Source organism: Bradyrhizobium sp. USDA 3240, assembly GCF_054063295.1.
In genome coordinates, this window is sequence record NZ_JBSSGD010000002.1 from 3,174,668 (window position 1) to 3,200,958 (window position 26,291).

Genomic DNA, 26,291 nt, shown 5'->3' on the forward strand with positions numbered 1-26,291 from the left:
TTGGCCAGGCGACGCGGCTGTCCTCAGGTCTTCCGTTCTGTGAACACCGGCGCGAAATACTTCCATTCCTCGAAGAATGCCGCCGGCAGTCTGTACGGCTGGCATTCGATGATCGCCCGCAGCGCGCTCTCCTGATAGACGCGCAAATAGGGCGTTCCCGGCGTGCCCTCCGGCACCGGCGGCGCTTCGAGCTTGCCCTCACGGTTCAGCTTGATCTCGAAAACGGCCTCGGTCTGCTGCGCCTCGATGCCGCCATAGGGCTTCTTCCAGCAGCGCTCGACCTGCTGCTTGAACATCGCGCCCCAGGTCGCGGAGTTGTCGGCGGCCTTGCCCTTTGCCGTGCCGAGCGAGGCATTGGCGTTGAGCGTATCGCCGGTCGCCGAGGCACGCGTCGGATCGCGCTTGTCGAGCAGGGCTGCGATCTTGCTCTGGTCGAAGGTGCGCTCTTTCGGCTTCTGCTCCGGCGGTGGCTTGGCAGCCTGCTGGACCGGCTTCGGCGGCGGCTTCTTCTCTTCCTTCTTGATCGCTTCAGCGATCGGGTCGGGCTTCTCCGGATCGGGCTTCTTCTCGACCGGCTTCGGCTCTTCCTTTGGCTTATTCTCGGGCTTGTTCTCGACCTTCTTCGGCGGATCCGGCTTCTTGTCTTCCGGCTTCTCCACCTTCGGCGTCGGCGCCGGCGCGGTATCGGTCACGACAGGCGGTTTCTTGTCGTCAATCTTGCCGACGGCGTCATCCATCGGCTTGGCCTCGGCGACCTTCTCGACCAGCGGCTTGGGATTTTCCTTCTTGCCGTCCTTCAGGCCGGCCATGACATGGGAGAGCTGGTCGGGCGAGATCACGTCGACGGCAACAGTATCCTCTTCAGGCATCACGTACGCCCTGGTCGAAAACGACACGAGGCCCCACCCGATCACGAGGACGTGCAGGACAATCGATGCCGCCAGTGTCTTGTCGACCTTGACCTTCAAATCAGGCTCCCCGTGCCTTGCCGCACATTGGCCCTATCCACCTTCCGGGATGATGACGATATTCGCCTTGAATCCCGCGGCCCGGACCTCCCCGAGCAATTTCATCATATCCGTGTAACAGACATCCTTGTCGCCACGCAGATAGACCACCTTTTCGGCATCCGACCGGGCGTCCCCGATCGCCTTGATCTTGGCCGGAAAATCGGCGGCCGTGATCGGCGCGTCGCCGAGATAGAGCTCGACATTCGAGTTGCAGCCACCGCCGGTGCGCTTGACCGACAGCGTCAGTGGCGGCTGGTTCGACGAGATCGACTTGCCGCCACTCGCGACCGGCAGGTCGATGTCGATGTTCGACGTCATCAGCGGCGCCGCGACCATGAAGATGATCAGCAGCACCAGCATCACGTCGACCATCGGCGTGACGTTGATCTCTGCCATGACCGGCTTGCGCCCGCGGCGGCGTCTGCCGCTACCGCCGGACCCTGCCATGCTCATCGCCATGATCGTGCGCTCACAAGGGTGACCATCGTGACCATCATAAGTCTCAGCCCCGCTCGTCGATCTGACGCGACAGGATGGCGGAGAACTCGTCGGCGAACCCCTCCAGGCGCGCGGCCTGCCGGTTCACCTCCGAAGTGAACTTATTGTAGAAAATAGTCGCCGGAATTGCGGCAATCAGGCCGATTGCGGTGGCAAACAGCGCTTCCGCGATACCGGGCGCCACCACCGCCAGGGAGGTGTTTTTGGAGGCCGCGATCGACTGGAAGCTCGACATGATGCCCCAGACGGTGCCGAACAGGCCGACAAAGGGGCCGGCCGAGCCGACGGTGGCGAGCACCAGCAGCCGCCGTTCCAGCCGCTCGACTTCCCGGGCGATCGAGACGTTCATGACCTTTTCGATTCTAGCCTGCAGGCCGGCAAAGGACCGCGATTGGCTCTCGAAGGAGCGCTTCCACTCCCGCATCGCCGCCACGAAACAGGCCGCCATCGACTGGGTCGGCTTGGCTGAAAGGGCCCGGTAGAGTTCCTCGATCGACTGGCCGGACCAGAACGCCTGCTCGAACTTGTCCATCGCCCGCTTGGTGCGGGCGTAGAGCAGGATCTTGTCGATCGCGATCGCCCAGACCCACACCGAGCAGGACAAAAGTCCCAACATCACGCATTTGACGACCCAATGGGCCTGCCAAAACAGCGCGATCAGCGACACATCGCTCGATGCCAGTGGCAGCGTGGACTGAGCCACGTCGGCGGGGTTCATCGGCAATATCCTCTCAACGCAAGTGTCCTTAATCAGGCGGGCCGCCAATCGGCACCGATTCCACGGCCGCATCAGGCGCGGCGGAACTGCGCGAAAGCCTCTTGCATCTGTCGCATGGGGGGCCCGTCCAAAGCCGGGCCCTGCTTCCCCTGCCAACATGTCAAAACGAGGGCTTTTCACGCTTCATTCCGCCCCTAACCAAACGCTAATCATGGTTAAGGCGAGGTTACCAAAGGGAAATTTGGAGGCGGGAAATGCCGCCGCGGGAGGCGGTTAGCGGGTTCCGGAGATGAATTGGTTGCGCCGGATGGGGGGCCGTGCCTCCCCACGATCGCCCCGGTCAAGCAGGGGCGATGACAGTTGAGGATGGCTTGCGCCACTCCATCCCCCCGTCATTCCGGGGCAGCCCGAAGGGCTGAGCCCGGAATCCATTCATCCACAGGACGTGCGGCGCGATGGATTCCGGGCTCTCGCTTCGCTCGCCCCGGAATGACGATGGTGAAAGACTCAACTCAAATGCCTGACGATCGCAAGCCCGGCGAACAGGCCGGCGATCGAGAGCACCACCGAGCCCGCGACATACAGCGCGGCAAGGCCGAGCTCGCCGCGCTCATAGAGCAGCGCGGTGTCGAGCGAGAAGGCGGAGAAAGTGGTGTAGCCGCCGAGGATGCCGGTCATCAGGAACAGCCGCCAGGGCTGCGAGGCCTCGCCCTTGAAGGCGAGATAGCCGGCGATCAGGCCCATCACGGTCGAGCCCGTGATGTTGATGATGAAGGTGCCGTATGGAAACGCGGTGCCGATGCAGCGCGCGCAGGTGACGTTGATCAGGTGCCGCAACGTTGCGCCGAGACCGCCGCCGAAAAAGACGATGAGATAGCTTGCCGCGTTACCCACCAATGCCCCCGCTGGTGTGTGGAGAAGCTCAGTCCGCGCCCCTCAAAAGCTCACCCTCCCCTGGAGGGGGAGGGTCGGTTCGCATGGAGCGAAGCGGAATGCGAAACGGGGTGGGGTGATCTCTCAACACGGACAATGTCGCGCGTGGATAGACCGCCACCTCACCCCGCCGCTCATTTCATTCGCGTCGACCCTCCCCCTCCAGGGGAGGGTAAGAGGGTCGAGCCGAATTGCGATATGCGCTTAGCCGGCCTTGCCGAACAGCTCGTCGACGTAGTCCCAGTTGACGAGGCTGTCGACGAACGCCTTCAGATAGTCCGGACGGCGGTTGCGGTAGTCGATGTAGTAGGAGTGCTCCCAGACGTCGAGGCCGAGGATCGGCACCGCGCCATGGACCAGCGGGTTCTCGCCGTTCGGAGTCTTGGCGATCTCGAGCTTGCCGCCCTTGACCTGAAGCCAGGCCCAGCCGGAGCCGAACTGGCCGACGCCGGCGGCGGCGAAGTCGGTCTTGAACTTCTCGAAGCCGCCGAGGTCCTCGTTGATCTTCTTCTCCAGCCGGCCGGGCAGCTTGCTGCCGCCGCCATTCGGCTTCATCCACTTCCAGAAGTGGATGTGGTTGTAGTGCTGACCGGCATTGTTGAAGACGGCCGCGTTCTTGCCGAACGAGCCCTTCACGATCTCCTCGAGGGACTTGCCTTCGAATTCGGTCCCCTTGATCGCGTTGTTGCCGTTGGTGACATAGGCCTGGTGATGCTTGTCGTGGTGAAACTCCAGCGTTTCCTTGGACATGTAGGGCGCAAGGGCGTCGTGGGCATAGGGCAGATCGGGTAGCGTGAAGGTCATGGGGTAATGTCCAACAGAGGGTGGGAGACTACACTTAACGGGTCCCCCTTATAGAAGGTTCCACGGCGGAGAAACACCGCATTTTCGGATCGTGTATGACAGATCGGCGCAGCCGAAGACCGGACCAGGACCCAACGCGATGAGTATCGAAATCGACATTCTCAACGGAGATGCGTCGTGGCGGCGCGCCGAGCCGCTGCTCCGGGCGGTCTGGAGCCCGAATATCATGGAGAACAAGCAGTGGGCGGACATCAAATGGGCTCACGCGGATTTGCGCGTGTTTCTCGATGCGCCTGACGACGGCGGGCTCGCCTGCCACGTCGGTATCTACTTCCGGACCATCACCTGGAATGGCCACAAGGTGCATGTCGGCGGCATCGGCGGGGTCGCGACTCGCGAGGACTGCCGGCGGCGCGGCTATGCGTCGCTCGCGTTAGATGCCGCCGTCCAAACCATTCGTGCCAATGACGCGGTGAAGTTTGCAATCTTATTCTGTGAGCCGCACAATTTCGCATTCTACCAGGCGCGCGGCTGGCATCCCTTCGCCGGCGAGGTGACTTGCGAACAGCCTTCCGGGCAGATCCGCTTCGAGGCGATGGCGCCGTTCGTCAACGACATCGTCCGCGCGCCGCGCCAGGGCAAGATCGACCTATGCGGCCTGCCGTGGTGACCCCTGCGCGGGCGCGGGTGGCGAGCATCGGCCCGAACACGTAACATGTCGATCATCATTTATTGATTGCGAGCCTGGTTCACTGGCGTCGAATTGCAGTGCGCCCTCCCGCCTCCGAAGTGAGCCGCCGACGCATGACCATCGATGCCTCGATCGACGACATCAACTCCGCCGCTGCCACGCCTGCGGTGCCGGTCGATCATCTGCTGACGGCGCCGATCCTGCCGACGCTGCTCAAGCTCGCGGTCCCCAACACCATTGCGATGTTCGGCTCGACGCTGGTCGCGGTCGCCGAGACCTCCTATATCGGCCGGCTCGGCACCGAGCCGCTGGCCGGCATCGCGCTGGTGTTTCCGTTCGCGATGCTGACGCAGATGATGTCGGCCGGCGCGATGGGCGGCGGCGTCTCGTCGGCGATCAGCCGCGCGCTCGGCGCCGGTGATCGCGACCGCGCCGCCGACCTGGCGCTGCATGCGGCGATCATCGGTGGGTGCGCCGGATTGTTCTTCACCGTGATGATGCTGGGCTTCGGCCGCAACTTCTATGCGCTGCTCGGCGGACGCGGCGGCGTGCTCGAACAATCGATGCATTACTCTCAGGTGCTGTTCTCCGGCGCGATCTCGATCTGGCTGGTCAACACGCTCGCCTCCGTCGTACGCGGCACCGGCGACATGCGCGTGCCCTCGATGACGCTGATCACCGTGTCGATGATCCAGATCGCAGTCGGCGGCGTGTTCGGTCTCGGGCTGTTCGGCATGCCGAGCTTCGGCATGCGCGGCGTCGCCGCGGGCCAGCTCACGGCGTTCACATGTGGCGCGATCTTCCTCGCCTGGTATCTCGCCTCTGGCCGCAGCCGGCTGAAGCTCAACTTCGCCGCCTTCAGCTTTCAACGCGCGATGTTCTTCGACATCCTGAAAGTGGGCGCGATCTCTTGCCTGTCGCCGCTGCAAAGCGTGCTGACCATCCTGATCTTCACCAAGATCCTGGCGAGCTTCGGCACCGAGACCCTGGCCGGATACGGCATGGGCTCGCGGCTGGAATTCTTGCTGATCCCGATCGCCTTCGCGGTCGGCGTCGCCTCGGTGCCGATGGTCGGCATGGCAATCGGCGCCGGCCTCGTCACGCGGGCCCGCAAGGTGGCGTGGACCGCCGGCACCGTCGCCGGACTTGTCGTCGGATTGGTCGGATTCGTGGTCGCACTGAAGCCAACGCTGTGGATTGCGCTGTTCACCACCGATCCCGGCGTGACGGCCGCGGCCACGTCCTATTTCGCACTGGCCGGCCCGGGATTCGGCTTCTTCGGCGTCGGCGTCTGCCTGTATTTTTCCTCGCAAGGCGCGGCCAAGGTCGGCGGGCCGCTGCTGGCTGGCACCATCCGCCTGCTGCTGGTCGGCATCGGCGGCTGGTGGCTCGCTGCCGCGAGCGCCCCGGCGTGGACGCTGTTTGCGCTGGTCGGGGTTGCGATGGTGGCATTCGGCCTCGCCACCATCGTGTCGATCAAGCTGACCCGTTGGGGATAGACCCGGAGGGCCGGGGCTTACGTTGCGCTTTCGGTCGCGACAAGGCACCGCCACCCTTCCGAGCCTTGTCGGAGCATGGCGGCCTCGCAAAAAAGCTACAAAATTTTTCGGATCGCGCCCGCCTGATCGCGCGATTATTACATTGCAGAAATCTTTCGACTTGTTATGCAGGCCGACCTCTTGGGGAATACGTCATGGCCTGCAAATTCGGATTCGTGATCGCAATCATTGCGACGGCACTTGCCGTGCCTGCCGCGCATGCGCAAAGCGCGCCTGAGCCCTTCGGCGTCTGGCAGACCCAGGCCGGCGATGCCCGCGTCAAGGTCAGCAAATGCGGCGGCGGCATCTGCGGCGTGGTGGTGAGCCTGCGCGACCCGATCGATCCGATGACCGGCAAGCCGCAGGTCGACAACAAGAATCCCAATCCGTCGCTGGCCAACCGGCCGATCATCGGGCTGCCGCTGTTCTCCGGCATGCAGCCGGCTGCCGCGGGCAAATGGTCGGGCCAGATCTACAATGCGGACGATGGCGGCACCTATGCCAGCAGCATCTCGGTCACCGGCGAGAGCACGCTGCGCGTCGAAGGCTGCGTAGGCGCGCTATGCGGCGGCGAGACCTGGACGCGGGTCGGGCGGTAAACGCGAGGCGGGATTTTTCCTTCACCTCTCCCGCTTGCGGGGGACAGAGCAGAATCCGGATATTGCAACAACTCACCCCGCGCGTGTCTTCAGCACGGTGGCGGCGGAGGCGTAGCCGCCGCGGGCGCCGTCGATGAAGTGGACGTGGTCGGCGCGCATCACCGACGGCGTGAAGCAGGTCATCATCGCGGCATCCTGCTCGTGCAGGCCGTAGCGCACGATGCCCTGTGCGGCGGCGGCGACGAGGCGCTGCTCGAGCTCGGCGGCGAGCTCCGGCGTGCAATCCAGGATCATGCGCAGGCCGTCGTCGAACTTGCGGAAGTCGGAGTTCTCCACGAGCTGCCGCACATAGTTCTTCGGCACGAACTTGCCGACCGGGATATTGAACCGCATCAACGTATAGGCCCACAGCGTGAACGCGAGCACCGTGGCACGGCGCAGCGCGAGCGAGCCGCCACGCCGCGCACGCGCCTCGTATTCCATCCCCTGCGGCGGCCAGCGCAGCGGCGGGCCGCCTGGCGGCACCGGCCTCCCGGCGTCGGGGCTTTTTCTCGATCCGCACCACGAGGTCTTCGATCACCTTGCGGAAGGACGCGGGATCAGCGTCCTTCGCCGGGAGCACCAAGACCGAGAGGATGACGCCACGCACTGAGGGCATCACCTCGAAACGGCAGGACAGGCCGGACAGATCGGGCTGCGTGCCCTCAGGTGCCGGATCGACCGCAAACTCGCCGCGCTTCATCGCGGCGTCGGCGTAAGCAAGACCGCCGCCGGAGAACATCGCATAGGACAGATTGGCCGACGGCCCGAAGCGCGCGACGCGCACGTCGGCGCCCGCCGCGCGGATCGCGGACATCGGCACCAGCGCCACCCGCAGCACCAGATCGAGATCATCGCGCACCCAGCGCGCGGTCGCAGCCAGCGCCTCGCGCGCTCTGTCGAGATCGGCGGGCGCGACCGCGAAACTCGCGCCGTCGCCGCCGAACACGAACGGGAATTCGCGGCCGTCAAGCGCGTTGGTGACGGAAGCGACCACGGCGGCGCCGGCCATGTTGACCGCCTTGTAGCGCTGCGCCGCGATCGCCTTGGTCGACTCCACGATATCGGCGACGCCGACCGTCCAGTCATCGGGCAGCGGCGCATACAGCGCCGGATCCATCAGGCGCGCGAAGCCGCGAAACACCGGAATGCCGCCGTAGAATATCTCGCTGCCGCCAGCCATCGCAACGCCGTGTTGTTTCTGCCTGTTACGAAACTCTCTAGCAGATACGCAGCGGATTGGGATCGGGTTTTCCCTCGGAGCCCGCGCCCTCTGTCACCGTCACCCTGAGGAGCGCGCCTTGGCGCGCGTCTCGAAGGGTCGACGGCCACCAGCCGGGCCGATTCATCCTTCGAGACGCGCTTCGCGCTCCTCAGGATGTCGGAGCAGCGTATCCTGGATGGAGCGCAGCGAAATCCGGGGACCTCGCGCGCGGTAGAAGACCCGGATTGCGCTGCGCTCCATCCGGGCTACAGCATTCCGCCAGTGATTACGCCGCCTCGTCCGCTCGTCTCCACAGCGGAAACGGATCGCGGAGTTTTGCCCAGGCCTGCGGGTCCATGCCCGGCTTGCCCGCGACAAGGCAGAGATCGAGCCGGCGGCGAATATCGTCTTCGTTCATGCCGGAGCCGATGAAGACCAGCTCCTGCCGGCGATCGCCGTAGAGATCGTTCCAGCTCCGCTGCATCATCAGCCGCCAGTCCGGATGATCCGGCCAACGCTCGCGCGGGATCGCCGCCCACCACGAGCCGAGGCCTTCGGTCCGGACGATCGCGCCGGCCTGGCTCATCTCACCGCACCAGTCCGGACGCGTCGCGATCCAGAAATGGCCCTTGGCGCGGATCACGCCTTGCCAGCTCTCGCGCAGGAAGCCGTGAAACCGCACCGGATCGAACGGCCGCCCCGCGCGATAGACGAAGCTTGTGATGCCGTATTCCTCGGTCTCCGGCACGTGCTCGGCAAAGCCGTAGAGCTCCTTGTGCCAGAGCGGATGCTGCTGCGCGCGTTCATGGTCGAAGCGGCCGGTGTCGAGCACGCGGTCGAACTGCACATTTGCAAAGTTCGCCTCGACGAGGTCAGCGTCGGGATTGAGCGCACGCACGATGGTGCGGGCAGCTTCGCACTGTGCCAGCGTCGCGGCATCGACCTTGTTCAACACGACGACGTCGGCGAACTCGATCTGCTCGACCAGCAAATCGACCAGCGTGCGTTTGTCGCCGTCGAGCGCCTCGCCGCGCTGGTTGAGGAAGTCGGTCGAGGCATAGTCCTTCAGGAGATTGGCGGCGTCGACCACCGTGACCATGGTGTCGAGGCGCGCAACATCGGAGAGGCTGTTGCCGTCCTCGTCGCGAAACTCGAAGGTCGCGGCGACCGGCAGCGGTTCGGAGATGCCGGTCGATTCGATCAGCAGATAATCGAAGCGGCCACTCTCGGCGAGCGCGCGCACCTCTTTCAGCAGATCGTCGCGCAGGGTGCAGCAAATGCAGCCATTGCTCATCTCGACCAGTTTTTCGTCAGTCCGGGATAGGTTCGCACCGCCATCGCGGACGAGGTCGGCGTCGATGTTCACCTCGCTCATGTCGTTCACAATCACCGCAACCTTCAGGCCGTGGCGGTTGTTCAGGACGTGGTTCAGCAAAGTGGTCTTTCCAGCCCCGAGGAAGCCGGACAAGATGGTGACGGGGAGTTTTTGCATCGAGATCAAACAGTTGCTTGAGGGATGGGCGGCGGGACATGCGGCATTCGGTTTTATGTAATGTTATAACATAACATCAAGAGCCATGGTGCTTGTCAAGCCGTCACGTGCGCCGAACGCAACCAGCGCCTGCCGTTCGGCGGTGATGCCAAACAAGCCGGCGATTGTGTCCTGCTTCACGCGCCTGTCTCATCCAGGGTTGTAGTTTGGACGAGACACCCGCCCGAACCGAAAGGACCGCGCCGTGACCCTCGTCTACGGATTCGTGAGGACCAAGATCACCTCCGAACCCAAAATGAAGGCGTCCCACCACGGGCACGAGACGCAGTACCACCTGCACTGCAATCTCGATGTCGATGGCGGCCAATGGGACGTCGCGATCAATGTCGGCACCAACGACGCGGACGACCTGCTGAAATACAAGCTGGTGTTCGATTTCCGCCATCCGGTGATCCAGACTCTGGCGGCGGCCGACAACGGCTCGCGCGAGCTGACCGGACAGAAGGCGCTGCCCGCGCTGGACTTCATGCGCAGCGACCTGCTCGCCAACACCGGCAAGTGGCGTGACAGCGACGTGATGGACGGCTCCGAGGATGTCGAGCCGGCGGCGTCACTGGCGCGGCTGTTGTCGCGCGCGCATCAGCAGGGTCGTGATGTCTACATCTTCGGCCGCTTCTACGAGCAGGGCAACGGCCTGCACGACGTCCATCTCAACCAGAGCTCGACCAAGGGCTTCATCCATCGCCCGGGTGACGATTCCAACGACCACAACGATATCTGGCAGGACGGCGCCGTGATGGTCGATCTCGGCGAGCCGGAATGGGCCGCATATTTCGCGGCCTTCAATCAGCAGCTGGTGCCGACCGATGAGCTCGGCAATCCAAACCCCGACGCCGCCACGATCGGCTGAGCAGCGTTCGAAGCCAGGCGGCATGGCCGGCGCTGACGCCGGCCATCACGGTTATCTTGCGAGGCCGCGCAGCACGAGCTGGTTCATCCGGCTGGCAAACGCGGCGGGATCGTCGGGCATCTCGCCGTCGAGGATCTGCGCCTGCTCGAACAGCAACAGCGACAGATCCTTCGCCTGCGCGGTGTCGGTCGCAAGCGCTGCGACCAGCGGATGACGCAAATTGATCTCGAGGATCGGCTTGGTGATCTCACCGCGGTTCTGCTGAGCGAGCAGCCGCTCCAGCGCGCGGTCGCGCGCGTCGCCGCCGGCGACCAGGCACGACGCGCTCGCGGTCAGCCGCTGCGAGGCGCGGACATCCGAGACGCGCTCGCCGAGCGCATCCTTGATCACGGCGATCGTGGTCGCGGCATCGGCAGCAGGCTCGTCCTTCTTGTCCTGCTTGTCGTCGACGAGCGGGATCAGGCCGAAATCGACGTCGCCCTGGCTCAGCGACTTCAGCGGCTTGCCGCCGAACTCGAGCGACGCCGAGGTCCAGAACGCGTCGACCGGATCGGTGAGCAGCAACACCTCGATGCCGCGGGCGCGCGCCGATTCCAGCTTCGGGTTCGACTTCAGCCGCTCGACACTGTCGCCGACCAGATAATAGATCTCGGTCTGGTTCGGCTTGAAGTCGTCGACAATCTGCTTCAGCGAGCGCTTCTCGCCCGACGTCGTGGTGAAGCGCGCCAGCGCCAACAGCTTCTCGCGGCGCTCGAAGTCTTCCCACAGGCCTTCCTTGATGACCGGGCCGAACGCGTCCCAGATCTTTGTGAAGGTCTCCGGCTCTTTCTCGCCGAGCGTTTCCAGCTCGCCGATCACGCGGCTGGTGACGGCCTTGCGGATCTGCGCGAGCTGCGGATTGTTCTGCAGCATCTCGCGCGAGATGTTGAGCGGCAGGTCCTCGCTGTCGATCACGCCGCGGATGAAGCGGAGGTAAGCCGGCAGCAGCTCGGCGTCGTCGGCGATGAAGACGCGGCGGACATAGAGCTTCACCCTGCCCTTGCGCTCGACCTGGAACAGGTCGAACGGCTTCTCGGACGGCGCGAACAGCAGCACGGCGTAGGACTGCCGGCCCTCGGCGCGGTAGTGCAGCGTCATCGCCGGCTCGTCGAACGCACCCGCGATCTGCTTGTAGGCCTGCGCGTAGTCTTCCGGTGTCAGTTCGGATTTGGAGCGCTGCCACAGCGCGCTCGCCGAATTGATCTGGCGCGGCTCGCCCTCCTCCGGCACCAGCAGGATCGGAAACTGGATGTTGTCGGAATATTCGCGGACGATGCGCTCGATCTCGTAAGCCTCGAGATATTTGGCGGCCTCCGGTTTCAGATGCAGCACGATCTCGGTGCCGCGCGCGACGCGCTGGGCAGCCTCCTCGCTCGCCGGTGCGATCTCGAAGCCGCTGCCGCCTTCCGACGTCCATACCCAGACCTCGTCCGAGCCGGCGCGACGGCTGGTGACGACGATCTTCTCGGCGACCATGAAGGCGGCATAGAAGCCGACGCCGAACTGGCCGATCAGATTGGCGCCGTCCTTGGCCTCCGTCAGCTTCGACAGGAACGATTTGGTGCCGGAGCGCGCGATGGTGCCGAGATTGTCGATCAGCTCGGCCCGCTCCATGCCGATGCCGGTATCGACCACGGACAGCGTGTTGGCCGCCTTGTTCGGGACGATCCTGATCTCCGGCGGCGTGCCCTCGGTGATCAGGCCGGGATTGGCGATCGCCTCATAGCGCAACTTGTCGCAGGCATCCGACGCGTTCGAGATCAGCTCGCGCAGGAAGATATCGGTCTCGGAATAGACCGAATGCACCATCAGGTGCAGCAATTCGGCAACCTCGGCCTGAAATGGCTGGGATTCGGCGGCAGCAGTTGTGGTCATGCAGAAACTCGGACAAACGGTAAGGGGCGGGAAAGCCCTGATATAGCGTGATCGCGCCGCCTGGCAAGACGAGCGGGGGGAACCCGTCAGTCCGAGATCGCCGCGAGATAGCGTTCGACCGAGCGGTCGAACGCCGCCCTGGCATCGGTTGCGATGTTCTTGCCCCACCAGGCGCCGTAGATCCGATCATACGCCAGCGGCGCGACCACACGCGCGATGCGGCGGACCGCTGTGGCATTGAGCGGGATGTAGTTCGGGTAGGAATACATGAAGCTGACCGAGCGGCGGTCCATCGCCACCATCGCGATGTCGCCGGTCAGGAGCGCACCGCGCCCGTCGGCGCCCTTGCGCCAATGCAGCATGGTGGCGCCGGCGAAATGCCCGCCGCCGCGCACCAGGAGGATGTCGTCGGAGATGCGATGGCTGTCGCCTTGCCACGGCACGATCGACGCGTAAGGCCGGGTCACCCATTGCGCGTCGTCACCGTGCAGATAGACCGGCGCGTCGTCGAACGCCGCGCTCCAGTCGGCGACCGCGCCATAATAATGCGGATGCGAGATCGCGATCGCCTTCAATCCGCCGAGCGACCTGACATGCGCGATCGCCTCGGGCGTAGCCAGCGGCACACAGTCCCACATCACGCAGCCGCCGCGATCCGGCACAAGCAGCGCGCGCTGCCCGATCGCGAAGGACGGCTCGAGCGCCAATCCAACCAGGCCGAGATCGTCGCGCCAGACCAGCCTGTGCCGTTGCGCCAGTTCCTCGCGCGTCAGCCAGACCTGTCCCTTCCAGTTCACATATTGCCGCTCGTCCTCGCAGATCGGGCAGGAAGACGGCGCGGCCGCGGTTTCAGGAAATTGCGCGCCGCATTGTTCGCAGGTCCAGAGAGGCATTGAGAGCACACGCGTTGGAATGAAGCCAGATTCCTGATCTACGTCAGCAGTGAGGCGCGTTCAATGCCGGCGCCCCAGTTCCCTCTGCATCTCCGCCGGCGCGGCGCCGAACTTGCGGCGGAACGCGCGGTGAAAATAGGACAGGTCGTTGAAGCCGACCGTATAGGCGATGTCGCTGACCTTGCGGCCGGCGCTCTGCGCGTGCAGCAGCAGCCGGCGCGCCAGCAGCAGGCGCTGCTCGAGGACATATTCCGAGAACGTGGTCCCCTCGGAGGCGAACAGGCGCTGCGCCTGGCGTGTGCTCAGCGCATTCGCCCTTGCTATGGCCTCGATCGTGAGCCTGCCGTTGTCGAGGTTCTTCAGGACATCGGCCTTCATCAGATCGAGCCGCGCCTTCGCCACGCCATCGCGCGCGGCGAGCTCCTTCTGCTCGGCACTGCTGCCGAGCACGAGGCCGACCAGATCGGCCAGATGATGCGCCGCCGCCTGCTGGCCCGGCACATCGAGATCGCCGGCAAGCTCGGTGCAGAGCGCAGAGTAGCGCTCCATCATCGAACTCAAGGCCAGATCGCGGCCGAGCGCCCGCGCCAGCTGCGTTTCCGCCATGGGGGCGACCTGGAGCAAAAGGCGCCGCGGAAACCGCGTCGTCGTGAAGCTGCCGGACTGGGTGAGATCTGCCGTGCCGACGATGTTCATTTCGGTGAGGCACATCTGGCCGCGCTTGAGCTCGATCGCCGCGCTGCCTTGTGTGACCTGCACCGTACCGCGTGTCGCTGATATCAGCACCAAATCGTCGCAGCCGTCGCTCAGAAGCGCGCGGGTGCGGGCGAAGCGGGCCGAGCCGCCGCGGGGTGTCGCGATCGCGACCGTATGCAGCAGCGTGAACTCGTTGTGACAATCGATGCTGACGTCGTCGGTCGGTCCGACGTCGAGCCGGCAGAAGCCGCGGCAAATGCCCTCGCGCCAGGCCTCATAGGCCGGCCCCTTCGCCAGCCCGCGATGGAAGATCGAGAACCGGTTGGGCACCTGTGTCTCGGACATGATCCGTGCTCCGAAAGCGCGATCGATCGAAACGAGTCGACGAACGATCACGTTCCTTCCCGGCGTGCGCATGTCGTTCCTGTCCCTACGCTTGGCGCGACGGTCCACGACTCCGGCGGGGAGCCTGATACCACTCCGCCGATTGACGGTAAAGCTATTCACGAGATGCAACCCTATGATGCGTAGTGCGAAGGCCGGGAATAAAACGGCGCAGCAGTTTCGTGACGCCGCCCTGCCATGTCTCGACGATGCCTATGCGTTCGCGCAGGTGCTGATGCGAACCGAGGCGGACGCCGAACAGGCCGTGCAGGACTGCTATCTGCGCGCACAGCGCCAGTACGACGGCTTTCGTGGCACCGCCATCAGGCCGTGGCTGCTCGCAATCCTCAAAACCGTCTGCCAGGAGAAGCCGCCTCGCCGCGGCTCGGCCCCAGATGCCGGCGCGAGCGGGACGCTTAAGCGGCGTGGCTCCCCGACTATCCGGCAACTCGTCGACGAGCTGCCCGCACCGCTCGGCGAGGTCATCGCACTGCGCGAATATCTCGATCTCACCTACAAGGAGATCGCCGAGGTCGCCGGCGTTCCCGTCGCCACCGTGATGTCGCGTATCGCGGAAGCCCGCGCATTGCTGCTCGCGGCGCGGCGAGCAGCGCAAGCGCACCAGGAACCAGCCGCTGCGAGGCCCGCGGGCGGCACGACAAAACCTACGATCTACCGCGCGAACGCCTGTTGAACCGCCGAGGACTCCGTCACGCCGTTGGCGATCAGGAGCTGAAGCAGCAAGCGTGCCTTCTGCGGATTGAGATCGAGCGAGACTGCAAAGCCGAGCTTGTCGTCCTCGACCTCGACGTTGCGATTGACATAGCCCGAGCCGACCCGAGTGGAACGCACCACGATGACACCCTGCTTCGCCGCAGCCGCCAGCGCGTCGATCGCGCCCTTCGATGAATTGCCGTCACCGACGCCGGCCAGCACGATGCCCTTGGCGCCGCGCTTGACCGCATCCTCGACCTCCGCGGCATCCATGTTGGCGTGCGAATAGACGATGTCGACCCGCGGCAAGGGCGGCGCATCCGGCAGCTTCAGCCCGGCACGTTTGGCTGGTGCGGCCGGCTGCAGGTAGCGGAGCGAGCCGGTGTCGACATAACCGACCGGACCGGCATCGGGCGAGCGGAACGTCTCGACGCTGGTGGTATTGGTCTTCTGCACCCAGCGCGCGGCATGGATGGTGTCGTCAAGCACCACCAGCACGCCGCGGCCGCGGGATTCCGGCGCCGATGCGACCCGCATCGCCTCGTAGAGATTGGCCGGGCCATCGGCGCCGATCGCGGTCGAGGGCCGCATCGATCCGACCAGCACGACTGGCATGTCGGTGTCCAGCACGCTTTGCAGGAAGAACGCCGTCTCCTCCATCGTGTCGGTGCCGTGCGTGATGACAATGCCGTCGACCTCCTTGTTGTCGATCGCGGTACGGATGCGCTCGACGAGGTCGAACCAGACCTTGTCGTTCATGTCCTGCGAGCCGATCGACGAGATCTGCTCGGCCGAGATCTGGGCGAGCTTGTCGATGCCCGGAATGGCCGCGATCAGGTTCGCTGCGCTGACCTTGCCCGAATCATAAGCATTGCCGGCGCGTGCATTGGCCTGGCCCGCGATGGTTCCGCCGGTGCCGAGCACGAGCACGCGGGCCAGCGCGGTCCCGGCGGGGGACTGCTGAGCAATGGCCGGCGACGCAAGCCCGACGACGAGGGCTGCGGCTAGGCCGACGATGGTGCGTGCGGAACGAGCCGATCGGAACAAGTGCAGCGTCATTTCTTCCCCCAGCGACAGATTTCCTGCTTACAACTCGTGGTTTTATCGCGCAAGAAATGGACAAACTTGCGGCGGAAACCATCGGGGACAGAATTCCGACCTTCCCGGCCGCTCTCACCCGGTACCCTGCTCACACCGCCTCGCTCGCCGGCGCTCCTGCAAAATGTTGACACCGCAGGAATGGCGTCGCACATTTTTCGAAGATTATTCGAAATATGGGGCCCGCCATGCATTTCGAGCTTCCCGACGATCTCCGCGCTCTGCAAGGCCGGATCCGCGAATTCGTGCGCAGCGAGCTCAAGCCCCACGATGCCGCGATCGAGGCAACGGGCGAGGTGCCGGAGAGCGCAATGGCCGGCCTGCGCAGGATGGGATTGTTCGGCACCAACACGCCGAAGCAATTCGGCGGGCTCGGCCTTTCGATGCTCGGCAGCTGCCTTGCGATTGAGGAGCTCGCGAAGGCGCACACGGCGTTCTACTATCTGAGCGGGGTGAACGTTCACATCGGATCAAAGGCGATCGAGTTCTTCGCGCAGCCTTCGATTCGCGACCGGTATCTCCCCGAGCTCACCAGCGGACGCATGATCGGCGCCTTCGCGCTGACCGAGCCGAACGCCGGATCGGATGCCGCCCGCATCCAGACCAGGGCGCGGCGGGACGGCGATCATTACGTGCTCGACGGCCGCAAGACCTACATCACCAATGCGCCGGTCGCCGGCGTCTTCACGGTGTTCGCCACGCTCGACCCGTCCGCAGGCGCGAAGGGCATCGCGGCGTTTGTCGTGGACGCGAAGACGCCGGGCCTCGCCATCGGCCGGCTGGTCGAGATGGCCGCCGGCCGCGGCTCCGCGCATGCCGAGGTGATCTTCGAGGACTGCCGCATTCCCTGCGAGAACCTGCTCGGCCAGGAGGGCGAAGGATTTGCCATCGCGATGCGGTGCCTGGATGCCGGGCGCACGCATTGGGGCGCCTATTGCGTCGGCGCAGCGAGCCAGCTGCTGGACTACGCGCTCGATCATGTCTCGGAGCGCGAGACGTTCGGACGCAAGCTGCGCGACCATCAGGGCATCGAGTGGCAGATCGCCGACATGGCGAGCGCGCTGCATGCCGCACGCCTGGTCGCGTATGAGGCGGCCTGGCGTTACGACCAGGGCGACGCCGCCGCCCGCACCGCCGCGGCGGCACTGTCCAAATATACCGGCGCCGACATGGTGCAGCGGGTGGCCGACATGACCATGCAGCTGTTCGGTGGTGCCGGTTATTCCAGGGACCTGCCGATCGAACGCATCTGGCGGGAAACGCGGGTGGTCCGCATTCTGGATGGCACATCCGAGATCATGCGGCAGATCATCGCCCGCAACGCGTTCCGCAATCATGAACGGCGGAACGCGCCAATCTGACAACAGCCTCTTCCACTTTATGTTGCAATAGTTCTTGGTGATCCACTTCCGCTGTCTTAGTGTTTTTGCGGGATGGGAGAAGGAAGTGGCTTCGGGGTCGACGCTCAAGCTCAAGCAACAACGCAGCCGCGATCGGCGCGAGCAGATCCTCTCGGCGGCGACCAAGCTGTTCGGTCAGAGGGGCATCGACGGCACCTCGCTCACCGAGGTCGCTGCGGTGGCGAAAGTACCGCTCTCCAGCATCTACGATTATTTCGAGGACAAGCGCGCGCTGGTGCTGGATGTGCCCGAGGGCAATTTCGAGGCGCTGTATCAGCAGACCGAGCCGCTGCTGGTGAAGGGCGGCGACCCCGTCGAGCAGCTTCGCATCATCTTCCTGACCAACTTCCAGTACATCAAGGACAACCCGAGCTGGGGCCGCGTGTTCTTCCTGGAGATATGGCCGAGCGTCCTTGCCGCCGAGCCGCGGGTCAAGAAGGCGGTCGACAAATACGCGCTGCGCTACGTGCAGCTGATCAAGCAGGCGATTCGCGCCGGCACCTATCGCCGCAATCTCGATCCTTACACCGCGATGTCGCTGATGATGGGCGGCATGTGCCACTTGACCGCGGTCTGGCTGCTCTATGGCCGCAAATACGATCTGGTGAAGAAGGGCAAGACGCTGTTCACCACGCTGCACAACGGCTTCGTTCAGCGTTAGCTGCGCCGGTGCGCAGCCCCGGCTTTGGCGGCGCGAATGATTTGATCCAAATGCAGCGCTGTTTGGCCTGCCGTTGAGACGATCCGTTCCCAGAAAACCAATACACAACCGTCGAAATCCTGTTCTAGTATGATGCCATGGGCGACCAGCGGTTGGACGCGCGGGCACTGGGGATGGGAGCGAACCGATGGACGCCAAGGCTGTTCTGCCGCCGCGTGGCCGCGACTATCGCCTCGACCTGCTGCGCGGCTTCGCCAACTGGGCGATCTATCTCGATCACATCCCGAACAACGCGGTGAACTGGATCACGCAGAAGAATTTCGGCTTCAGCGATGCGGCCGATCTGTTCGTCTTCATCTCCGGCTACACCGCGTCCTTTGTCTATGCGCGGATGATGCTGGAGCGCGGCACCGTGATCGGCGCCACCCGGCTGATCAAGCGGGCCTGGCAGATCTATGTCGCGCATGTCCTGCTGTTCGTGATCTACATCGCCGAGATCGGCTATCTCTCCCAGCGCTATCACGACCCCAATCTGCAGAATGAATTCAACGTCGCAGGCTTCATGCAGAACCCGGCTGAGACGCTCTATCAGGGCCTGATCCTGGCGTTCAAGCCGGTCAACATGGACGTGCTGCCGCTCTACATCGCGCTGATGCTGGTCTATCCGCTGGTGCTGTGGGCGATGCTGCGCAAGCTCAATCTGACGCTGCTGGCCTCGTTCCTGCTCTATCTCGCCGCACGGCATTTCGACTGGAATCTGCCGGCCTATCCAGGCGGCTCATGGTACTTCAACCCGTTCTGCTGGCAGTTCCTGTTCGTGTTCGGCGGCTGGTTCGCACTCGGCGGCGCCAGCGAATCGATCACATTCATCCGCTCGCGCGCCTTCCTGTGGCTCGGCGGCGCCTACCTGTTGTTCGCGCTGGTCATGACGCTGGCGGGCCGCTTTCCGGAACTGGGTCAGGCGATGCCGCCCTGGCTCTATGACGCCTTCAACCCGAACGACAAGACCAACCTCGCGCCCTATCGCGTGCTGCACTTTGTGGTGCTGGCCTTCTTCGTCACGCGCTTCCTGCCGCGCGAGTGGGCCGGATATGAATGGCCGATATTCCAGCCGATCATCAAATGCGGCCAGCAGTCGCTCGAGGTGTTCTGCTCGGGCGTCTTCCTTGCCGTGGTCGCGCATGTGGTGCTGGTCGAGGTCTCCGGCAGCCTCTGGATGCAGATCGTTGTCAGCGCGATCGGCATCGTGCTGATGACCGTGCTCGCCTATTATCGCTCCTGGTCGAAGAAGGTCGACAAGGCGCCGAAGCCGCCTGTGGCTGCGCAAGCGCCGGCGGCCGCGAAGCCGGCGGAATAGGCGCGTCATCCATGTCGCGTGCCTTCTATCACGATCATCCCGAAATCCTGCAGCTCGAAGCCGAGGTGCGCGACGCCAGGCCCGGCGCCGTCCTCGTCGAGCGCTCGCCGTTCTTTCCCGGAGGAGGCGGGCAGCTTCCGGACCAGGGTGTCCTGAGATGGTCCGGCGGCGTGCTGCCCATCACCGGACTTGAGCGCGACGAACGCGGCCTGTGGCATCTGTTTGCCGGCGAAGCTGTGCCCTCCGGCAACGTGACGCTCGAGGTCGAGCCGGCATTTCGCGCGTCGATGTGCGAGCTGCACACGCTCGCCCACGTCGTCAACGCGCTGGTCTATACCCAGTTCGGCGGCGCGCTCCTGACCGGGGCACAACTCAATGCCGACGGCACCTTCCGGGTCGATTTCGATCTGCCCGGCGCCGACAATGAGGCCCTGCGGGCGCTTGAGGCGCCGCTCAACGACATCATCCGACAGGACCTTCCGGTGAGCGCCGCCTTCATGGCGCATACCGAAGCAGAAGCCACACCCGGATTGTTTCGCAGCAAGGCCGTCGCTCCGCCGGTCGGGGAGGATGGCCTTGTCCGGATCGTCGAGATCCTCGGTCTCGACCGGCAAGCCTGCGGCGGCACCCATCTGGCGTCGACGGGGCGCGCGCGACCCGCACGGATCGTCAAGATCGACAACAAGGGCCGCCAGAACCGCAGGATCAAGGTTGCGGTCTGACCGGCTCTCGCAAACCGCCTGCGCTTGCTATTTCGCAAGCGGCTTGCCGGCCGTCTCCGGCGCCAGGGCGATCAGCGGCAGGCCGATCAGATAGATCAGCGACAGCATCGAAATCGCCAGCGGAAAACTTCCGGTGCGCGCGGCGAGCGCGCCGATCAGCGTCGGGCCGGCAGCGCCGAGCACGCGGCCCATGCTGAAGGCGAAGCCGGAGCCCGAGCCGCGTAGCGCGGATGGAAACATCTCCGGCAGCCAGATCGTGAACAAGCCAAACACGCCATTGGTGAAGAAGCCGAGCACCGGCAGCAGAGCCATGAACAGCACCAGGCTGTCGAGCCATTCGATCGCGACTTCATAGCAGACCACAACGGAAATCAGTCCGCCGATGAAGAACAGCACCGCGGTGCGCCGCCGGCTGCCGAGCCAGGTGGTGAGCGATGGCACGAGGAAGCAACCAATCAGCGTGCCGACATTGGTGATCAGCCCGGCCACCGCGCCCATCTCCTGCGCATGCGCCGGCGTCGCTCCCGCCGCGACCAGCTTGGTCGAAATCACGGTGGGCGCCCAGAAGTTCGACGACCACAGGCCGAAGATGATGCAGGCCATCATCAGCGCCGCCGCCCAGGTGGTGCGCGCCTGATCCCCGGTGAACAACGCCGCGACCGACCGCCGCTCGCGCGACGCGTTGCCCTCGGGTTCGGGAATGTTGCTGCGCAGATACGCAATCAGCAGCGCCGGCAGGATGCCGAGCAGGAACATGCCGCGCCAGCCGAGCGTGCCGCCGATCAGGAGTGTCACGGCGGCGGCGAGGAACAGTCCGGTCGGCGTGGCCGTATGCAGCCAGCCAGCGAGTCGGACCCGCGTATTCTCCGGCACGGATTCCTGCAGCAGCGGCGTGCCCGCGGCCCATTCGCCGCCGATGCCGAAGCCGGCAACGAAGCGAAACAAAGCGAACATCACGATACCGGTCGCAAGCCCGCACAGCGCCGTGAACAGCGAGTAGACCAGCACCGTCCAGCACATGATCCTGACGCGCCCGTAACGGTCCGCGGCCCAGCCCCAGACCATCGAGCAGGCCCAGCCCAGCATGAAGATCGAGAACAGCAGGCCGCCATAGATGCCGATGTTGGCCTTGCTCGGCTCGATGCCGCTGGCGGGCAACAGTTCGCTCAGCGCGCTGACCAGGATGTAGCCGTACATCGAGGAATCGAAGCCATCGAGCATCCAGCCGAACCAGGTCGCCCAAAACACCTTTCGCGGCGACACCGCACCACTCGCCGCGACTGACGGCGCAACGGCATCAACGATGCTCTCAGTCATGTTTCCTCGCACGTTTCTTTTGTGCTGCGGACTATGACGAGGTTTGCGCGACGAGACACCTCCGCCAAACGGGACGGAGGTATCCGGCATCAGAATGGCGGCACCATTCGGGGACAGTGCCTTCTCGCCAAATTCGAACGGCGGCTGGAATTTCTCAAGCGGTAATCCCGAAAGTCGGGAAGGGCTTGTCATCTTGCAAGAGGGACTTTCGAGCCAGCCGCGCGCGAGTTTTCATCCGGCCTCGTAAACCTGACGGCCCTCGAACCATGTCGAAAGCACCCTGGTCTGCGATAGAAGCTCCGGCGCGGTCGCGAACAGGTCGCGATCGACCAGGATGAAATCTGCCGACTTTCCGGCTTCGATCGATCCGGTGAGATCGGACAAGCCCATCGCCTGCGCCGCGTTGACGGTGTAGATGCGCAGCACCGTCTCGAGATCGAGGGCCTGCTCCGGCCAAAGCGCGCCATCATATCCGCCCCGCGGATTGCGGCGCGTGATCATCCCTTCGATCCCGAGCCAGGGGTCCGGATTGGCCACAACCGGCCAGTCCGATCCGGCCGCCATCAACGCGCCGGCGGCGTGGAGATCGCGAAGCGGCCAATAACAGTCGGCGCGATCCTCCGGCATCGCCGCGCGGATGGCTTCCTGGATCGGGCCGGGATACCAGATGATCGGCGACAGGTCGGCTGCGACGTCGAGCGCGCGGAAGCGCGGGATATCGGCGGGGGCAACGAAGCCCGCATGGGCGATCTGATGCGTAGCACCAGCGCCGTTTCCGGGTCCGTTGAAGCTACGCACGACGTCGATGGCGTCGAGCGTATCGCGAACCGCGGCATCGCCGGTGCAATGCACCTTGACCCGCATCCGATGTTTCTCGGCCTTTGCGATCCACCGCACCAGATCGGGAATCGAGATCAAGGGATCGCCGCAAAAGCAGCAGCCTTGCAAGCGCGTGGCGCGGTATGGCGTGAGCATGGCGGCGGTACGCGTCGTCGGCACTCCGTCCATGAACAGCTTGATGAAATCGGGACGGACGTGGCGGGTGCGATAGGCCTCGCGGCGCACGATCAGCGCGTCGCCGACGAGATCGGCACCCGACAGCGTCCGCTGCGCGGGCAGCGAGGCGACGCACCAGCCGTTGAGCTCATTCGCACGATCGAGCGCGGCCAACGCTTCCAGGAACGGGAGCGTCGTGGTCGCATCCTGAAAGGCGGTGACGCCGAAGCCATTGAGAATCTCAACCGCGCGGCGGCACGAAGCCTTGTTGCGCTCCGCAAGATCCGGGATGCTTCGCTCGACCGCCTGCTCGGCGAGCCCCGAGGCTCGCTCCAGCAACAGCCCGGTCGCGGCCCCGGTCGCCACATCGCGCAGGATTTGACCGTCCTGGGGATCGGGCCTGCCGGCGTCGATCCCGATCAGCTCCAACGCACGAGAATTGACCCACCGGTTGTGCTGGCTGTCGTCGCGCAGCATCACCGGATGCGCCCCGGAAACCGCATCGAGTGCCGCCAGCGAACTTGCACGGCCGATCACCTCGACCAGTTGACTTCCCCAGATGCCGCCAAAGACCCACTCGCCCGGTTTCGTCGTCGCGCATCGCGCGCGCACAGCTTCGAGCACCGCATCGAACGACATCGTCGGCAAGAGTTTCAATTCATAGAGGTCGGCCTGCCCGCCACGGAGATGGTGGTTGTGCACGTCGACGATACCGGGCAACAGCATGCTGCCGCCAAGGTCCACCATCCTGGTTCCGGGACCGGCCAGACCTTTGATGTCGAGATCGTGACCGACGGCAACGATGGTGCCGCCGGCCACCGCAATCGCCTCGGCGCGGCTCGCAGCGGCATCCGCCGTGAACACGTTTCCATTATGGAAGATCAATTCCGGCCGCATCATCGTGCTTGACTCTCAGTGCGCCGACAGGGCTCGCGGCTGCCGCGAGAAAATAGTGAGGCACAGCGCGTAAGCCGCGATTGCGGCGGTCTGCAGCCAGTAAGGTAGTGTGGACCCGCCGTCGAGAACGACGTGCAGCGCGTCGGAAAGATTGACGGCGCAGAGACCGAGAACCGTGACCCAGATCGCGACCAAGGCGAAGACGACCTCACCCGAACGCGCGGCGGAGACAAACAGGCAGATATAGGCCACCACTGCGAACGAGATGATCTTGTCCTGATAGGCGTAGTAGGGTGTATCGTAGTAGACAAAGAGGATCGGCACCTTGATCCCGAAGAAGTGCGCGACCGCCATGCAGCAGAAATAGGCTACGCCGGCCCAAAGAAGCAGACTGAGAATTCGACCGCTCATCGAGTCACCCCATAAAGGACCCTGCAAGATATTCCTGTCGGCGAGCTGGTTACATCGCTCGCGTCGTTTCACGGTCCCACATCAATCATGGACCAGCCAGACACATTAATTTCTGACCGAGGAAACCATGGCCTACCATCGCAAGCGCCCCGCCCAGGATCCCTGCCCCGTCGAGACGGTCCTCAAGATCGTCTCGGGAAAGTGGAAGGTTCGGGTGCTTCATCTCCTTTCGCTAGACGAACTCAGCTTCGGCGAATTGCGCAACTCGATCGTGGGCGTTCGCCAGCAAGTCTTGTCCAGCCTGCTGCGGGACCTGATCGCCGACGGCGCGGTCCGGCAGCGCAAGATTTCGTCTGAACGGTCGATCTACGCACTGACGGAGCGAGGATTCGATCTTGTTGCGCTGCTGACCCCGCTGGCCGAGTGGGGAAACAATTTGCTCGCCGAACAGGGCGTTACGTGGCGACCGCCCGAGCCGCGGCGAAGCGCTCAGCGCGGCGGCGGTGACGAGACCTACCGGACATCGGGGCACCCGTCCGCGCAGAGCGCGCAACGATAATTGCGTTCGACCGGTTTGCTTACCGATTGCCGCGCCGGCTGACGTAGAACACGCTGTAGTGGCTCGATCAATCGTCATCGCGTCAGACGAGCATCGCGCTTGTCCAGGTCCCGGTCGCGCCTGGGGATCATGCCGCGGTTCGCTCGACGGGGCGCGATCGGCTTGTTAAGCCGCGTCCCGCAAGGACAATTTGAGTCGGGACATGACCGTAGCGATCGAGATGGGACAAACGACGGCCGGCGCTTCGGCGGCCATCGACCTCGAGGAGCTATTGGCCACGCGCCTCCTGGTGCAGGGCAATTCGGGTTCCGGCAAATCCCATCTGCTGCGCCGGCTGCTGGAACAGAGCGCGCCATGGGTGCAGCAGACCATCATCGATCCCGAGGGTGACTTCGTGACCTTGGCCGAGCGATTCGGCCACCTCGTCATCGATGCCGAGGACCATACCGAGCGCAGCCTGCAGGTCGCCGGCGAGCGCGTGCGCATCCATCGCGTCTCGACCGTGCTCAATCTCGAGGGGCTCGACGCCGAGAACCAGATGCGGCGCGCCGCGGCCTTCCTCGGCGGCATGTTCGAAGTTGCCCGCGACCACTGGTATCCGATGCTGGTGGTGGTGGACGAGGCGCAGTTGTTCGCGCCAGCGATCGCGGGCGAAGTTTCCGACGAGGCGCGCAAGCTCTCGCTCGGCGCGATGACCAACCTGATGTGCCGCGGCCGCAAGCGCGGGCTTGCCGGGATCATCGCGACCCAGCGGCTGGCCAAGCTCGCCAAGAATGTCGCGGCCGAGGCGTCCAACTTCCTGATGGGCCGGACCTTCCTCGATATCGACATGGCGCGCGCCGCCGACCTGCTCGGCATGGAGCGGCGGCAGGCGGAAGCGTTCCGCGACCTGGAGCGCGGACAATTCATGGCGCTGGGACCCGCGCTCTCCCGCCGCCCGCTGGGCTTGCGCATCGGTCCGACCGACACGCAACCGCGCAACGCGGCACCGCGGCTGATGCCGCTGCCTGAAGCGGCGCTTGAGGATGCACGCGCCATTATCCTCGCGGCCCCGCCGCCCGAAACAACGGCCAGACCGCCGCGCCGCGCGCCGTCGCCCGACCTGCTCAGCCAGTTGATGGCCGCCAAGCCAACAGCACCGGAGCAAGATCCCGAAGCCGCGGAACCGCCACTCAGCGCCGAGCAGCTGGCCGAACGGCGTGAGCGGCTGGATCGCATCCTGCGCGCGATCCTCGCCGAGCCCGACGCCGGCTTCCGCGCCATCGGCGTGCTCTATCAGGAGTTCGTGGTCCGCTGCCGGATTGAGGGTCTCGGTGCCGTCGTGCCCGAGCTGACCGATTTCCGCCGCATGCTGACGCGCGCCCGCGCGGGGCTCGGCGCCGAGATGGCGGAGGACGACGCGTGGCAGGATGTCTCGCTGCGTGCCGCGATCCTGCCCGAGGACATGCAGGGCGTCTTCATGATGATCGCCCGCGCCGCGAAGGAAGGCTGGCCCTGCCCGAGCGATGCCGCGATCGCCCGCGCCTATGGCACGCACTCGCTGCGCCGCGCCCGGCATTTGCTGACCTACATCGAGGAGCAGGGCCTGATCGTCTGCCAGCTTGACGGTGCCGGCCGGCGGATCGTGACACTCGTCGAGCTCGCCTGGGCCACGGCCGCAGCCGACCCGAATGCCGACGAAGTGCCGGCGGAAGCAGCCTGCAACAGCTCGACTCCGTAATCAGTCGCTGGGCAACGAAGCGTTCGGTCTTGCATGGAATCCCAGAAGCGTCGCAAGACACCAAAAAGGCCCGCCGGGAGGCGGGCCTTTTTGTTTCTGCTGGTTGAGGGATCTGG

Annotated in this window: 24 protein-coding genes and 1 pseudogene; 11 read left to right on the forward strand and 14 right to left on the reverse strand. The window is 64.7% G+C overall.

The genetic code is table 11. The features are described 5' to 3' along the window. Window positions 1-23: 23 nt before the first annotated feature. From ACVIGA_RS15840 to ACVIGA_RS15860, 5 genes are all read right to left on the reverse strand, one after another. Window positions 24-968 carry a protein TolA gene (locus ACVIGA_RS15840; RefSeq protein ID WP_456667077.1) on the reverse strand — a complete coding sequence of 315 codons (945 nt, stop codon included), beginning with the start codon at window positions 966-968 and terminating at the stop codon, window positions 24-26. Between the two features lie 33 nt (window positions 969-1,001). After that, on the reverse strand, window positions 1,002-1,469 hold the full coding sequence (locus tag ACVIGA_RS15845) for a biopolymer transporter ExbD (protein WP_092123450.1): 468 nt from the start codon (window positions 1,467-1,469) through the stop codon (window positions 1,002-1,004). 43 nt (window positions 1,470-1,512) lie between these two features. After that, the gene (gene tolQ, locus ACVIGA_RS15850; protein ID WP_016846954.1) at window positions 1,513-2,226 is read right to left on the reverse strand and encodes a protein TolQ; all 714 of its coding nucleotides are present in this window, start codon (window positions 2,224-2,226) and stop codon (window positions 1,513-1,515) included. 507 nt (window positions 2,227-2,733) lie between these two features. Continuing rightward, window positions 2,734-3,120, reverse strand: coding sequence for a fluoride efflux transporter CrcB (gene crcB, locus ACVIGA_RS15855; protein WP_456667078.1), 387 nt, complete (start codon window positions 3,118-3,120; stop codon window positions 2,734-2,736). Between the two features lie 243 nt (window positions 3,121-3,363). Continuing rightward, complete coding sequence (locus ACVIGA_RS15860) at window positions 3,364-3,963, reverse strand: superoxide dismutase (RefSeq protein WP_456667079.1); 600 nt, start codon at window positions 3,961-3,963, stop codon at window positions 3,364-3,366. 139 nt (window positions 3,964-4,102) lie between these two features. On the opposite strand from ACVIGA_RS15860, the gene ACVIGA_RS15865 reads away from it, so the two are divergent. The 3 genes from ACVIGA_RS15865 (at window position 4,103) to ACVIGA_RS15875 (ending at window position 6,791) form a co-directional block, all read left to right on the forward strand. Then, entirely contained in the window at window positions 4,103-4,633 is a 531-nt protein-coding gene (locus ACVIGA_RS15865; RefSeq protein ID WP_456667080.1) for a GNAT family N-acetyltransferase, read from the forward strand. A gap of 134 nt (window positions 4,634-4,767) precedes the next feature. Further along, window positions 4,768-6,153, forward strand: coding sequence for an MATE family efflux transporter (locus tag ACVIGA_RS15870; RefSeq protein ID WP_456667081.1), 1,386 nt, complete (start codon window positions 4,768-4,770; stop codon window positions 6,151-6,153). A 194-nt stretch (window positions 6,154-6,347) separates the two neighbouring features. After that, window positions 6,348-6,791 carry a DUF2147 domain-containing protein gene (locus ACVIGA_RS15875; RefSeq protein ID WP_456667082.1) on the forward strand — a complete coding sequence of 148 codons (444 nt, stop codon included), beginning with the start codon at window positions 6,348-6,350 and terminating at the stop codon, window positions 6,789-6,791. Between the two features lie 72 nt (window positions 6,792-6,863). Here ACVIGA_RS15875 and ACVIGA_RS15880 read toward each other — a convergent pair. Together ACVIGA_RS15880 and zigA are read right to left on the reverse strand one after the other, a co-directional pair. Continuing rightward, window positions 6,864-8,013: pseudogene (locus ACVIGA_RS15880) on the reverse strand (DUF3095 domain-containing protein). A gap of 307 nt (window positions 8,014-8,320) precedes the next feature. Continuing rightward, window positions 8,321-9,526, reverse strand: coding sequence for a zinc metallochaperone GTPase ZigA (gene zigA, locus ACVIGA_RS15885; protein WP_456667083.1), 1,206 nt, complete (start codon window positions 9,524-9,526; stop codon window positions 8,321-8,323). Between the two features lie 244 nt (window positions 9,527-9,770). Between zigA and ACVIGA_RS15890 the strand changes: the two genes are divergently transcribed. Further along, window positions 9,771-10,436: a DUF2278 family protein gene (locus ACVIGA_RS15890; RefSeq protein ID WP_456667084.1), complete on the forward strand. Its 666-nt coding sequence runs from the start codon at window positions 9,771-9,773 to the stop codon at window positions 10,434-10,436. A gap of 51 nt (window positions 10,437-10,487) precedes the next feature. Here ACVIGA_RS15890 and htpG read toward each other — a convergent pair whose 3' ends face one another. The 3 genes from htpG to ACVIGA_RS15905 all read right to left on the reverse strand — a co-directional run bounded on the left by htpG (window position 10,488) and on the right by ACVIGA_RS15905 (window position 14,284). Further along, entirely contained in the window at window positions 10,488-12,350 is a 1,863-nt protein-coding gene (htpG, locus tag ACVIGA_RS15895; RefSeq protein ID WP_456667085.1) for a molecular chaperone HtpG, read from the reverse strand. Between the two features lie 86 nt (window positions 12,351-12,436). Continuing rightward, window positions 12,437-13,243, reverse strand: a complete 807-nt coding sequence (locus tag ACVIGA_RS15900) for an MBL fold metallo-hydrolase (protein ID WP_456667086.1) — start codon at window positions 13,241-13,243, stop codon at window positions 12,437-12,439. 60 nt (window positions 13,244-13,303) lie between these two features. Beyond that, window positions 13,304-14,284: a helix-turn-helix domain-containing protein gene (locus ACVIGA_RS15905; RefSeq protein ID WP_456667087.1), complete on the reverse strand. Its 981-nt coding sequence runs from the start codon at window positions 14,282-14,284 to the stop codon at window positions 13,304-13,306. A 175-nt stretch (window positions 14,285-14,459) separates the two neighbouring features. On the opposite strand from ACVIGA_RS15905, the gene ACVIGA_RS15910 reads away from it, so the two are divergent. Next, window positions 14,460-15,017 (forward strand): sigma factor-like helix-turn-helix DNA-binding protein, encoded by a 558-nt coding sequence (locus ACVIGA_RS15910; protein ID WP_456667088.1) that lies wholly within the window; start codon window positions 14,460-14,462, stop codon window positions 15,015-15,017. Here the strand turns inward: ACVIGA_RS15910 and ACVIGA_RS15915 are convergent. After that, the gene (locus tag ACVIGA_RS15915) at window positions 14,996-16,096 is read right to left on the reverse strand and encodes an asparaginase (protein ID WP_456667089.1); all 1,101 of its coding nucleotides are present in this window, start codon (window positions 16,094-16,096) and stop codon (window positions 14,996-14,998) included. The genes ACVIGA_RS15910 and ACVIGA_RS15915 overlap by 22 nt on opposite strands. Before the next feature lie 227 nt (window positions 16,097-16,323). On the opposite strand from ACVIGA_RS15915, the gene ACVIGA_RS15920 reads away from it, so the two are divergent. The 4 genes from ACVIGA_RS15920 to ACVIGA_RS15935 all read left to right on the forward strand — a co-directional run bounded on the left by ACVIGA_RS15920 (window position 16,324) and on the right by ACVIGA_RS15935 (window position 20,275). Then, window positions 16,324-17,496: an acyl-CoA dehydrogenase family protein gene (locus tag ACVIGA_RS15920; RefSeq protein ID WP_456667090.1), complete on the forward strand. Its 1,173-nt coding sequence runs from the start codon at window positions 16,324-16,326 to the stop codon at window positions 17,494-17,496. Window positions 17,497-17,581: 85 nt separating this feature from the next. Continuing rightward, the gene (locus ACVIGA_RS15925) at window positions 17,582-18,196 is read left to right on the forward strand and encodes a TetR/AcrR family transcriptional regulator (RefSeq protein WP_456667091.1); all 615 of its coding nucleotides are present in this window, start codon (window positions 17,582-17,584) and stop codon (window positions 18,194-18,196) included. A gap of 187 nt (window positions 18,197-18,383) precedes the next feature. Beyond that, a complete protein-coding gene (locus ACVIGA_RS15930) occupies window positions 18,384-19,553 on the forward strand; it encodes an OpgC domain-containing protein (RefSeq protein ID WP_456667092.1) in 1,170 nt (389 codons plus the stop codon). Window positions 19,554-19,564: 11 nt separating this feature from the next. Next, the gene (locus ACVIGA_RS15935; RefSeq protein ID WP_456667093.1) at window positions 19,565-20,275 is read left to right on the forward strand and encodes an alanyl-tRNA editing protein; all 711 of its coding nucleotides are present in this window, start codon (window positions 19,565-19,567) and stop codon (window positions 20,273-20,275) included. Window positions 20,276-20,302: 27 nt separating this feature from the next. Here the strand turns inward: ACVIGA_RS15935 and ACVIGA_RS15940 are convergent, their stop codons facing one another. From ACVIGA_RS15940 to ACVIGA_RS15950, 3 genes are all read right to left on the reverse strand, one after another. Further along, complete coding sequence (locus tag ACVIGA_RS15940) at window positions 20,303-21,592, reverse strand: MFS transporter (RefSeq protein WP_456667094.1); 1,290 nt, start codon at window positions 21,590-21,592, stop codon at window positions 20,303-20,305. Window positions 21,593-21,823: 231 nt separating this feature from the next. Further along, window positions 21,824-23,488, reverse strand: coding sequence for an amidohydrolase (locus ACVIGA_RS15945; protein ID WP_456667095.1), 1,665 nt, complete (start codon window positions 23,486-23,488; stop codon window positions 21,824-21,826). A 12-nt stretch (window positions 23,489-23,500) separates the two neighbouring features. After that, window positions 23,501-23,896 (reverse strand): hypothetical protein, encoded by a 396-nt coding sequence (locus tag ACVIGA_RS15950; protein ID WP_456667096.1) that lies wholly within the window; start codon window positions 23,894-23,896, stop codon window positions 23,501-23,503. A 127-nt stretch (window positions 23,897-24,023) separates the two neighbouring features. Here ACVIGA_RS15950 and ACVIGA_RS15955 point away from each other — a divergent pair, with 127 nt between their 5' ends. Next, on the forward strand, window positions 24,024-24,455 hold the full coding sequence (locus tag ACVIGA_RS15955) for a winged helix-turn-helix transcriptional regulator (RefSeq protein WP_456667097.1): 432 nt from the start codon (window positions 24,024-24,026) through the stop codon (window positions 24,453-24,455). A 202-nt stretch (window positions 24,456-24,657) separates the two neighbouring features. Beyond that, on the forward strand, window positions 24,658-26,175 hold the full coding sequence (locus tag ACVIGA_RS15960) for a helicase HerA domain-containing protein (protein ID WP_456667098.1): 1,518 nt from the start codon (window positions 24,658-24,660) through the stop codon (window positions 26,173-26,175). Window positions 26,176-26,291: the final 116 nt, after the last annotated feature.

Coding starts and splice junctions, on each gene's coding strand:
- ACVIGA_RS15845 (WP_092123450.1), bottom strand. CDS start 1,469: ATGGCGATGAGCATGGCAGGGTCCGGCGGTAGCGGCAGACGCCGCCGC.
- tolQ (WP_016846954.1), bottom strand. CDS start 2,226: ATGAACCCCGCCGACGTGGCTCAGTCCACGCTGCCACTGGCATCGAGC.
- ACVIGA_RS15860 (WP_456667079.1), bottom strand. CDS start 3,963: ATGACCTTCACGCTACCCGATCTGCCCTATGCCCACGACGCCCTTGCG.
- ACVIGA_RS15865 (WP_456667080.1), top strand. CDS start 4,103: ATGAGTATCGAAATCGACATTCTCAACGGAGATGCGTCGTGGCGGCGC.
- ACVIGA_RS15870 (WP_456667081.1), top strand. CDS start 4,768: ATGACCATCGATGCCTCGATCGACGACATCAACTCCGCCGCTGCCACG.
- ACVIGA_RS15875 (WP_456667082.1), top strand. CDS start 6,348: ATGGCCTGCAAATTCGGATTCGTGATCGCAATCATTGCGACGGCACTT.
- zigA (WP_456667083.1), bottom strand. CDS start 9,526: ATGCAAAAACTCCCCGTCACCATCTTGTCCGGCTTCCTCGGGGCTGGA.
- htpG (WP_456667085.1), bottom strand. CDS start 12,350: ATGACCACAACTGCTGCCGCCGAATCCCAGCCATTTCAGGCCGAGGTT.
- ACVIGA_RS15900 (WP_456667086.1), bottom strand. CDS start 13,243: ATGCCTCTCTGGACCTGCGAACAATGCGGCGCGCAATTTCCTGAAACC.
- ACVIGA_RS15905 (WP_456667087.1), bottom strand. CDS start 14,284: ATGTCCGAGACACAGGTGCCCAACCGGTTCTCGATCTTCCATCGCGGG.
- ACVIGA_RS15910 (WP_456667088.1), top strand. CDS start 14,460: ATGATGCGTAGTGCGAAGGCCGGGAATAAAACGGCGCAGCAGTTTCGT.
- ACVIGA_RS15915 (WP_456667089.1), bottom strand. CDS start 16,096: ATGACGCTGCACTTGTTCCGATCGGCTCGTTCCGCACGCACCATCGTC.
- ACVIGA_RS15920 (WP_456667090.1), top strand. CDS start 16,324: ATGCATTTCGAGCTTCCCGACGATCTCCGCGCTCTGCAAGGCCGGATC.
- ACVIGA_RS15930 (WP_456667092.1), top strand. CDS start 18,384: ATGGACGCCAAGGCTGTTCTGCCGCCGCGTGGCCGCGACTATCGCCTC.
- ACVIGA_RS15935 (WP_456667093.1), top strand. CDS start 19,565: ATGTCGCGTGCCTTCTATCACGATCATCCCGAAATCCTGCAGCTCGAA.
- ACVIGA_RS15940 (WP_456667094.1), bottom strand. CDS start 21,592: ATGACTGAGAGCATCGTTGATGCCGTTGCGCCGTCAGTCGCGGCGAGT.
- ACVIGA_RS15945 (WP_456667095.1), bottom strand. CDS start 23,488: ATGATGCGGCCGGAATTGATCTTCCATAATGGAAACGTGTTCACGGCG.
- ACVIGA_RS15950 (WP_456667096.1), bottom strand. CDS start 23,896: ATGAGCGGTCGAATTCTCAGTCTGCTTCTTTGGGCCGGCGTAGCCTAT.
- ACVIGA_RS15955 (WP_456667097.1), top strand. CDS start 24,024: ATGGCCTACCATCGCAAGCGCCCCGCCCAGGATCCCTGCCCCGTCGAG.
- ACVIGA_RS15960 (WP_456667098.1), top strand. CDS start 24,658: ATGACCGTAGCGATCGAGATGGGACAAACGACGGCCGGCGCTTCGGCG.